Annotated in this window: 10 protein-coding genes; 6 read left to right on the top strand and 4 right to left on the bottom strand. The window is 60.0% G+C overall.

Annotation, left to right across the window (positions count from 1 at the left end; genetic code table 11):
* From ACR0MO_RS16675 to ACR0MO_RS16665, 3 genes are all read right to left on the bottom strand, one after another.
* The coding region (locus ACR0MO_RS16675) for a GTP-binding protein (protein WP_170744588.1) at window positions 1-111 on the bottom strand (111 nt) is incomplete at its 3' end.
* A gap of 115 nt (window positions 112-226) precedes the next feature.
* Window positions 227-817 carry a hypothetical protein gene (locus ACR0MO_RS16670; protein WP_170454599.1) on the bottom strand — a complete coding sequence of 197 codons (591 nt, stop codon included), beginning with the start codon at window positions 815-817 and terminating at the stop codon, window positions 227-229.
* A gap of 96 nt (window positions 818-913) precedes the next feature.
* A complete protein-coding gene (locus ACR0MO_RS16665; RefSeq protein ID WP_480892371.1) occupies window positions 914-3,262 on the bottom strand; it encodes a DNA topoisomerase IV subunit A in 2,349 nt (782 codons plus the stop codon).
* 214 nt (window positions 3,263-3,476) lie between these two features.
* On the opposite strand from ACR0MO_RS16665, the gene ACR0MO_RS16660 reads away from it, so the two are divergent.
* The 6 genes from ACR0MO_RS16660 (at window position 3,477) to ACR0MO_RS16635 (ending at window position 8,060) form a co-directional block, all read left to right on the top strand.
* Entirely contained in the window at window positions 3,477-4,130 is a 654-nt protein-coding gene (locus ACR0MO_RS16660; RefSeq protein ID WP_480892368.1) for an SH3 domain-containing protein, read from the top strand.
* 68 nt (window positions 4,131-4,198) lie between these two features.
* Window positions 4,199-5,026 carry an SDR family NAD(P)-dependent oxidoreductase gene (locus tag ACR0MO_RS16655; RefSeq protein WP_480892365.1) on the top strand — a complete coding sequence of 276 codons (828 nt, stop codon included), beginning with the start codon at window positions 4,199-4,201 and terminating at the stop codon, window positions 5,024-5,026.
* A gap of 80 nt (window positions 5,027-5,106) precedes the next feature.
* Complete coding sequence (locus tag ACR0MO_RS16650) at window positions 5,107-5,310, top strand: twin transmembrane helix small protein (RefSeq protein ID WP_170454604.1); 204 nt, start codon at window positions 5,107-5,109, stop codon at window positions 5,308-5,310.
* On the top strand, window positions 5,311-5,883 hold the full coding sequence (locus ACR0MO_RS16645; RefSeq protein WP_170454606.1) for a cob(I)yrinic acid a,c-diamide adenosyltransferase: 573 nt from the start codon (window positions 5,311-5,313) through the stop codon (window positions 5,881-5,883).
* A gap of 489 nt (window positions 5,884-6,372) precedes the next feature.
* Window positions 6,373-7,131: an electron transfer flavoprotein subunit beta/FixA family protein gene (locus ACR0MO_RS16640; protein WP_170454609.1), complete on the top strand. Its 759-nt coding sequence runs from the start codon at window positions 6,373-6,375 to the stop codon at window positions 7,129-7,131.
* A complete protein-coding gene (locus tag ACR0MO_RS16635; protein WP_170454611.1) occupies window positions 7,131-8,060 on the top strand; it encodes an FAD-binding protein in 930 nt (309 codons plus the stop codon). The genes ACR0MO_RS16640 and ACR0MO_RS16635 overlap by 1 nt, the downstream gene beginning before the upstream one ends.
* Before the next feature lie 56 nt (window positions 8,061-8,116).
* Here ACR0MO_RS16635 and ACR0MO_RS16630 read toward each other — a convergent pair whose 3' ends face one another.
* On the bottom strand, window positions 8,117-8,929 hold the full coding sequence (locus ACR0MO_RS16630) for a DUF6473 family protein (RefSeq protein ID WP_480892361.1): 813 nt from the start codon (window positions 8,927-8,929) through the stop codon (window positions 8,117-8,119).
* Window positions 8,930-9,032: the final 103 nt, after the last annotated feature.

The raw sequence follows: 9,032 nt of genomic DNA, 5'->3' as shown, positions 1-9,032 counted from the left end.
ACCGAAATACTTGGTGATTGCTGCGGTCAGCGTCGTTTTACCATGGTCAACGTGGCCAATCGTGCCGATGTTGACGTGCGGTTTTGTACGCTCAAACTTTTCCTTTGCCATTCCTCAGGCGCCCTTTTGCGATTTGGGGGACCCTTGGTCCCGTGGTTACATCTGCGCGCGCGAGATATTTGGTTCACGGGGGAAAATCAAGCACATCCTTGGGGAAATGCGCCGATCACGCCGGATTTTGCGTAACCTCGGTGGATTCGAGCGGTTGGATCAGGTCTGGGCGCTTGTCGAACCAGCCATTGTCCTTGTGTTCTTCTGCCAGCCATTCCTCGACCCGGTCGGCCACTTTCAGGGCCAGACCGCTCATTTGTTCTTCTTTGGTCCGCTCATTGCCGGACCCTTTCAGCGCGCTGCCTCCGGTCGTGTCTTCCAGAACCTGGAACTGCTTGGCCTTGGCCAGAAATTCTTTCTTGTTCACATCGTAGACATTGACCAGCACAATCGCCGTGCTTTTGGGGTTGTAGATGACCGGAATGCCCGGAGGGGCCAGCATGTAGCCTTCGAGGCTGATACCGATGTCGTAATCCTGCGCGCCCTCATAGCGACCCAGCCGGATATCCACGGCGTTCTGAATCGCAGCTTCCCATTCCTGCGGCGTCGCATCGCGCGAGACTGGGCCTTGTTTGGCTTTCTCGGCAAACGCGTAATTCACCCGCAGCTTGAACTCGCCCAGCGACTCGGGTTCTTCATAGACCTGCGTCTGGGTGCACGCGCCCATCAGGGCCAGTCCGGTGATCAGGGTCAGAATGCGCAACATGATTGTGTCTCGATAGGCCTGTTTTCTTTGATCTAGCGCACCGATACGGGTTGTGCCAAGCCGTATCGGCAGAAATCCACCCGAGACCTGTTCAGATCACGAGAACTTATAGTCGCGCGGGAACCCGTAAGGCGGCTTTTTCCCGACGCTGGCGCGTTTTGCCAGCCATTGGGACATATCGGCCTCGTGCCGTGTCTTGTCGCCGCCCATGGACCATTTCAGGCCCTCTTCCCAGTTGAAGGTGGTGATGTCCGACAGGCCGCCATCTAGTTCCAGCGTTCCCTGCCGGCCACGCGCCATATTGTATCTCTGCAGGCGCACGCCCTTGCCGCGGGTCATCTCAGGCAGTTCCTCTGCCGGGAAGACCAGGAACTTGCCGTTCTGAGATACCACGGCCACGTGGTCGCCCGCGACCGGCTTGCAGATCATCGCTGTTTCGTCACCTTTGACGTTCAGCACCTGTTTGCCGTTCCGTGTCTGCGCCAGCACCTCATCCTCTGGCACCATAAAGCCGTTGCCTGCATCCGAGGCCACCAGCAGCTTGCGCCCCGGCTTGTGGATCAGAATGTCGATGATCTGCGCCTCGTTCGGCAGGTCGACCATCAGGCGCAGCGGTTCGCCCATGCCACGCCCGCCGGGCAGGTTGGCGGCGCTGACCGTATAGAATCGCCCGTTCGAGGCAAAGACCAGCAGCCGGTCTGTCGTCTCCGCATGGAAAATGAAACGCGGGCCGTCGCCATCCTTGAACTTCAATTCGCGCTTCAGGTCGATATGGCCGGTCATGGCGCGAATCCAGCCCATCTGAGAGCAGACGACCGTGATCGGTTCGCGGTCGATCATCGCCTCAAGCGGCACTTCCTCGACCTGTCCGGCCTCGGCGAACTGCGTGCGCCGCGCCCCGCCTTCGTAGTCTTTGCCGAAGGTCTTTTTGGTCTCTTTCAACTGCTCGGCGATTTTGGCCCATTGCAGGCCCTCATCGGCCAGCAGGTCTTCGAGGTTGGCGCGTTCCAGCATCAATTCGTCACGCTCACGCACCAGTTCCATTTCTTCGAGACGGCGCAGAGAGCGCAGACGCATGTTGAGGATGGCGTCAACCTGAACCTCGGACAATTCGCCCTCGCCCGGTTTGGGCGAGACATAGTCGGCCTCATTCGTGGCGCGGACGTGGTCGATACCCCAATCCTCGCGCATCAACGCGGCTTTGGGATCGTCATCATAGCGAATGATGTCGATCACGCGGTCGAGGTTCAGGAAGGCGACGATAAAGCCTTCCAACACTTCCAACCGATGGTCGATCTTGCCCAAACGGTGACGCGAGCGGCGCAGCAGCACCTCTTGCCGGTGATCGAGGAAGGCGCGCAGCACTTCCTTCATCGAACAGACCTTGGGCGTCACACCGTCGATCAGCACGTTCATGTTCAGGCTGAACCGCACCTCAAGGTCCGAGTTGCGATAGAGCATGCCCATCAGCACTTCGGGGTCCACGTTCTTGGAACGCGGCTCAAGGATCAGGCGGATGTCGTCGGCGGATTCGTCGCGCACATCGGCGAGGATCGGGATTTTCTTGGTCTGGATCAGTTCCGCGATCTTTTCGATCAGCTTGGATTTCTGAACTTGGTAGGGAATCTCGGTGACAACGATCTGCCATTGACCGCGCCCAAGGTCTTCAACTTCGAACTTACACCGCAACCGGAACGAGCCGCGCCCGGTGCGGTAAGCCTGCGCGACATTCTCGGGCGGCTCGACAATGACGCCGCCGGTCGGGAAATCCGGGCCGGGCACGTAGTTCAACAACGTGTCGTCGCGGGCATCCGGCGTTTTGATCAGATGCAGACAGGCATCGCAGAGTTCCGAGATATTATGCGGCGGGATGTTCGTCGCCATGCCCACCGCGATACCGCTGGACCCGTTGGCCAGCAGGTTCGGGAACTGCGCAGGCAGCACGACCGGCTCGGTCAGCGTGCCATCATAGTTGTCGCGGAAATCAACAGCGTCTTCGTTCAGACCCTCAAGAAGCGCCTCGGCCACGATGGTCATCCGTGCCTCGGTGTAGCGCGAGGCCGCCGGGTTATCGCCGTCGATATTGCCGAAGTTCCCCTGCCCGTCGACCAGCGGGTAACGGACGTTGAAATCCTGCGCCAGACGCGCCATCGCGTCATAGATCGCAGCGTCCCCATGCGGGTGATAGTTGCCCATCACATCGCCGGAAATCTTGGCCGACTTCCTGAAACCTCCGGTTGCACTGAGTCGCAGCTCTCTCATCGCATAGAGGATTCGCCGATGAACCGGCTTCAACCCGTCCCGCGCATCCGGCAAGGCGCGGTGCATGATGGTGGACAGCGCATAGGTCAGATAGCGCTCACCAATCGCGCGGCGCAGGGGTTCGGCTACCTCACCCCCGCTGTCGGGGGCCTCCATATTGGGGTCGTCGATCGTGTCATTCATACATGATGTGATACGACGCTAGGCCGTCTGGGTAAAGCAAGCAGAGTGCATTTTGCTGGGGACAAGTCGCGCTTTTTGCAACAGGGGGAGACAAGTTGGTGTTTTCCCCGAATTTTCGACTCGGCCACTCAATTATGGTACCATCCCAACAATTGAATGATTGCTGCCAAATTTTTGTTCTGTTGTTGTAACGATTGACCTTGGGGGATGCGCCATGACGCGCCTGATACTGATTACTTTTGCCGCACTCGGCTGGGCCTTTTACGTGATGAGCGACGGTCCTGATTTCGAACCGCGTGGATTGCGGGCCGATAATCCGCAACGCATGGCGGCGGCCTTCCAGCCAACCCCCGTACCCAAGGCCCCGGCCCCGGCCCCAGTCGAAGATCTGGTAACGCAGGTCAGCTTTGCACCTGAACCGGCTGTGGAACCCGCGCCTGCGCTTGATGCGCTGGCTCAGCCTGAACCGGCACTGACCGAGGACGAAACCAAAGCCCTGTTGGCGCAGGTTGCTGCGGGGCTGCAGGCCAATCCGTCGCTGTTTGAAGACCAGACCGTGACGCTGGCACTGGCGTCTTTGGAAGACGGCATAACCTCGTTGCAACAAGTCGCAACTGACGCCGACCCCGAGGTCGTAGAGGTGCCGGCGCTGCCTGAACCCGAGAAGGACATCCGGGAAATCTCGGGTACGCGCGTCAACATGCGTGACGGGCCCGGAACGATCTATCCGATCATTGGCAAGGCCCGGATCGGCCAAAAGGTCGAAGTGCTAAGCGAGTCCGGAACCGGCTGGTTGCGACTGCGCGTGTTGCCCGGGCAACAGATCGGATGGATTTCCGCATCTCTTGTTCAAAAAACCCAAGACTAAGGTTGCCCGTCATTGTCCTGCCCCAATGCCCGCCATAGCTATTGGTGACATTCTGGGGCGGGATTCTCATGCAGAAATCGATTCTCATTACCGGGTGCTCATCCGGCATCGGCCTTGACGCGGCACACGGTATGCGTGCGCGCGGCTGGCGGGTTTTTGCCTCGTGCCGTCAGCAACGCGATTGCGACCGGCTGCGCGCCCAGGGGTTCGAAAGCCCCAGAATTGACTATCAGGATGGCGACAGCATCAAGGCCGGTCTGGCCGAGGTTCTTTCAGCCACCGGCGGCACGCTGGACGCACTGTTCAACAACGGCGCGCACGGGCTGCCCGGCGCCGTCGAAGACGTCCCGACAGATGGTTTGCGCCATATCTTTGAAGCAAATGTATTTGGCTGGCACGAGCTGACACGCCAGGTGATTCCCGTCATGCGGGAACAGGGGCATGGCCGGATAGTGCAGTGTTCGTCGGTTTTGGGACTGGTCGCGTTTCCGTGGCGCGGGGCTTATGTCGCGACCAAATACGCGATTGAAGGCCTCAGCGATACGCTGCGACTTGAATTGCGGGACACCGGTATCCGGGTGATCCTGATTGAACCGGGTCCCATCACCTCGAAGCTGCGGGAAAAAGCTATCCCTGTCTTTGAACGGTTCATCGACTGGGAAAACTCGGCGCTGCGCGAGAAATATGAAGAAACGCTGCTCAAGCGGCTCTACGAAAGCTCGGGTCCAGATAGGTTCGAACTTCCGGCATCAGCCGTAACGGCCAAACTCGCGCACGCGGTTGAAGCGCACAGACCAAAGCCCCGGTACTATGTGACCACACCCACCTATATCGCCGGATACCTGCGTCGGATTCTGCCGACCGCAGCGATTGACCGGATTCTGTCCCGCATCTGAGACGAAATTACTGGTTCGCTTTTTGATCCTGTGGGGCTAGATCAGGTCCAACGAAACTAAAACGCAGACGGTGATACCTGATGGACCTATTGATGGTCGTTTTGCTTCTGGCCATGGCGGCGGTGGTCGTCGTGCTGACCCTTGGCATCGCGAATTTCGGCAAAGGCGGCATGGCGGCTGCAAAGAAAAGCAACAAGATGATGCGGCTGCGCATCCTGTTTCAGTTCATTGCTGTCGTTCTGATCCTTCTCTACGTCTATCTCAGCGGACAGGGAGCGCAGTAAATGGTCGTACTCAACAAAATCTACACCCGCACGGGCGATGACGGTAAGACCGCGCTGGGGAACGGCGAACGTGTCGCCAAATACTCGGGGCGTGTGGCCGCCTATGGCACTGTGGACGAGTTGAATTCCTTTGTCGGCGTGGCGCGGACCGAGGCTGATGGCCCGACCGATGCCGCCCTGGCCCGAATCCAGAACGATCTGTTCGATCTGGGCGCGGATTTCTGTCGCCCCGATATGGAAAAGGATGCCGAGGCCGATTACCCGCCCTTGCGCATCGCCCCGGCCCAGATCGACCGGCTGGAGGCCGAGATCGACGCGATGAACGCCGATCTGGAACCCTTGCGCAGCTTCATTCTGCCGGGCGGATCGCGTCTGGCGGCCCAATTGCATGTGTGCCGCACCGTGTCGCGCCGGGCCGAACGGCTTGCCGTTGAACTGACGAACATGGAGCCGGTGAACGCGGTGGCCGTCAAATACCTCAATCGCCTGAGCGACTGGTTCTTTGTCGCCGCACGCTGCGCCAACAACAACGGCAAAGACGACGTCTTGTGGGTTCCGGGCGCGAACCGCTGAAAGCGGCAGAACGTCCGGTGGACGTTCTGGCGACCGGAAGGGCGAAGCCCAGGCCCGAAGGGCGGGCGCGAACCGCTGAAAGCGGCAGAACGTCCAGTGGACGTTCTGGCGACCGGAAGGGCGAAGCCCTGGCCCGAAGGGAGGGAGCGAACCGCTGAAAGCGGCGGGGCGACGGATGGACGCTGCGGCGACCGGAAAGGCAAAGCCCACGGCTAAAACCCCAAAGCGACGAGCGAGCGTTGCGCGGTAACAGGCTGAGACCCAGTTGTTTGACGCCACGACCCGCCTGATCCCACATGCTCAAAAATCGGCCCTACCCCGCACTGTTATTGTCCGCCGTGGCGTCAAAAATTACGAAACGCGACGTCCCGAGCCCCTGACGTGACGATTTTGCCCTGTTGCACCGTGAATTGAGACGCTATTCAGTCGTCCGAGAGCATTGGTGGAGTCGCGTTGCGACTTACCGTTTTTGTGAGGAGAAAGCGCAAAATGAAGGTACTCGTGCCTGTCAAGCGCGTGATTGACTATAATGTGAAGGTCCGCGTGAAAGCGGACGGTAGCGGTGTTGATCTCGCCAATGTCAAAATGTCGATGAACCCGTTCGACGAGATCGCGGTGGAAGAAGCGATCCGCCTGAAAGAAGCGGGCAAGGCTGACGAAGTGGTTGCCGTTTCGATCGGCGTCAAGCAGGCGCAGGAAACCCTGCGCACCGCGCTGGCCATGGGTGCGGACCGCGCCATTCTGGTTGTTGCCGCCGATGACGTCCATCAGGATATCGAGCCGCTGGCCGTCGCCAAGATCCTGGCCAAAGTGGTCGAGGAAGAGCAGCCGGGCATCGTTCTGGCGGGCAAGCAGGCGATCGACAACGACATGAACGCCACCGGCCAGATGCTGTCGGCCCTGCTGGGCTGGTCGCAAGGCACCTTCGCGTCCGAACTGGACATCGAAGGCGACACTGCCAAGATCACCCGCGAGGTTGACGGCGGTCTGCAGACCATCAGCGTCAAGATGCCGACCATCGTGACCGTTGACCTGCGCCTGAACGAGCCGCGCTATGCATCGCTGCCCAACATCATGAAGGCGAAGAAAAAGCCGCTGGACGAGAAAACCGCCGCCGATTACGGCGTCGACGTCACGCCGCGTCTGGAAATCGTCAAGACCGAAGAGCCGCCGGCACGTGCCGCAGGCATCATCGTGGGCTCGGTTGACGAGCTGGTCGGGAAACTCAAAGAAGCGGGGGCTGTGTAATGGCTGTTCTTCTTCTGGCTGAAGTCAACAATGGCGAGCTGTCGCTGGACGCCACCGCCAAGGCCGTAGCCGCCGTCAAGTCGCTGGGCGACATCACCGTTCTGGCCGCTGGCGGTTCCGCTGCCGCAGCTGGTGAGGCTGCTGCAAAGATCGACGGTGTCTCGAAGGTTCTGGTTGCCGAAGACGCATCGCTGGGCCACCGCCTGGCGGAATCGACCGCAGCCCTGATCGTGTCGCTGGCCGACGGTTACGAGCACATCGTTGCCCCTGCGACCACCGACGCCAAAAACGTGATGCCGCGCGTTGCTGCGCTGCTGGACGTGATGGTGATCTCGGATGCGTCCGGCGTGGTTGACGGCTCGACCTTCGAGCGTCCGATCTATGCGGGCAACGCGATCCAGACCGTGAAATCGAACGACGCCAAGAAAGTCGTCACCATCCGCACCGCGTCCTTTGACGCAGCGGGCGAAGGTGGTTCGGCATCGGTTGAAACCGTTGCGGTTCCGGGTTCCGAAGGTCTGTCGTCCTGGGTTGAGGACAAGGTGGCCGAGAGCGACCGTCCGGAACTGACCTCGGCTGGCGTTGTTGTTTCGGGCGGCCGTGGTGTCGGCTCGGAAGAGGACTTCAAACTGATCGAAACGCTGGCCGACAAGCTGGGCGCGGCGGTTGGTGCCTCGCGCGCGGCGGTGGACTCGGGCTATGCGCCAAACGACTGGCAGGTGGGTCAGACCGGTAAGGTTGTTGCCCCCGATCTGTATGTTGCCGTCGGCATCTCGGGCGCGATCCAGCACCTTGCTGGTATGAAAGACTCGAAGGTCATCGTTGCGATCAACAAGGACGAAGAAGCGCCGATCTTCCAGGTCGCCGACTTCGGACTGGTCGCTGACCTGTTCCAGGCCGTGCCGGAACTGACCGAGAAGCTCGGCTGAGCAAAGACCCCAGGTCTTTGAAAGTGACGTTAGCAAAGGCCCGCCATTGGCGGGCCTTATGCGTTCAGGTCCCTCAGGACCGGCACAACCGCCTCGGCAATCTGCCTATGCGCGGCCGGGCCAAGCATATGTTCTGCCATCGGCTGTTGTAGCGTCCCGAACAGCATATCCTCAAGCGTGTCCGACGCGCCGGACACGGCGACTGAGCACGTGACTACCCGCGCGGCCTGCGGCCTCAGCGCCTCTACCATGCTGGCGTTCACCGGGATGGGGTCGTCCTCGATCGTATGAACCCGCTGAATCTGCAGATGCAGCAGCACCGTCTGCGGGTCCAGCTGCTCCAGAAACGTACCAAGGGACCGCAACCAACCCTGACGCAGCTCATGTGCGATCACTTCGAACCGCGCATCATGTCTTGCCTGCAGACGCTTTAGTAAGTGACGCACAAAATGCACCTCGGTAAAGTCGATGTCGGGATACAAATCCAGCAGGTCCTGCGTTGGTTCCAGAAACCGGTCATTGCGGCGGGGGTGCACGCGGTAAAACCGGTTCGACTGGCCATGAACCTGAGGCAGTTGGATCACGCATCTCTGCGCCCGGTTTGCCAACCTCAGCAGACCTTGATCGCGCGTCAGCGCCTCGACACCCGCGAACAGGCTGCCAAAATTGGCGCAGGTTTTGCCCAGTTGCTTCTGTACTGCATCCGGAAACGGAGAATCGACAAAGCGCCCGAAGGTTTCATCCCCGCCGATGCAGGCGATAAACGGAAGGTCCAGCGTGCAGGGCGGCCCCCTAAACCACAATCTGGTTCCGTCATACTGGCATACGTCATCCTCGGCCATGCCCGAGCCTGTCTGATGATAGCTCATCTCACTCACCCAATTTTCACCCGGTTGCCATCTTGCCGCCCCGGATGTTGAGATTCCCCTAATGTGCGCATTTGAAGCGAATTCGAGCGACCTCAGCCCCTTG

The sequence above is a fragment of the Ruegeria sp. K5 genome (genome assembly GCF_056531805.1).
The sequence above is the reverse complement of the archived record's forward strand: the minus strand, read 5'-3'. Positions and strand labels throughout refer to the sequence as shown.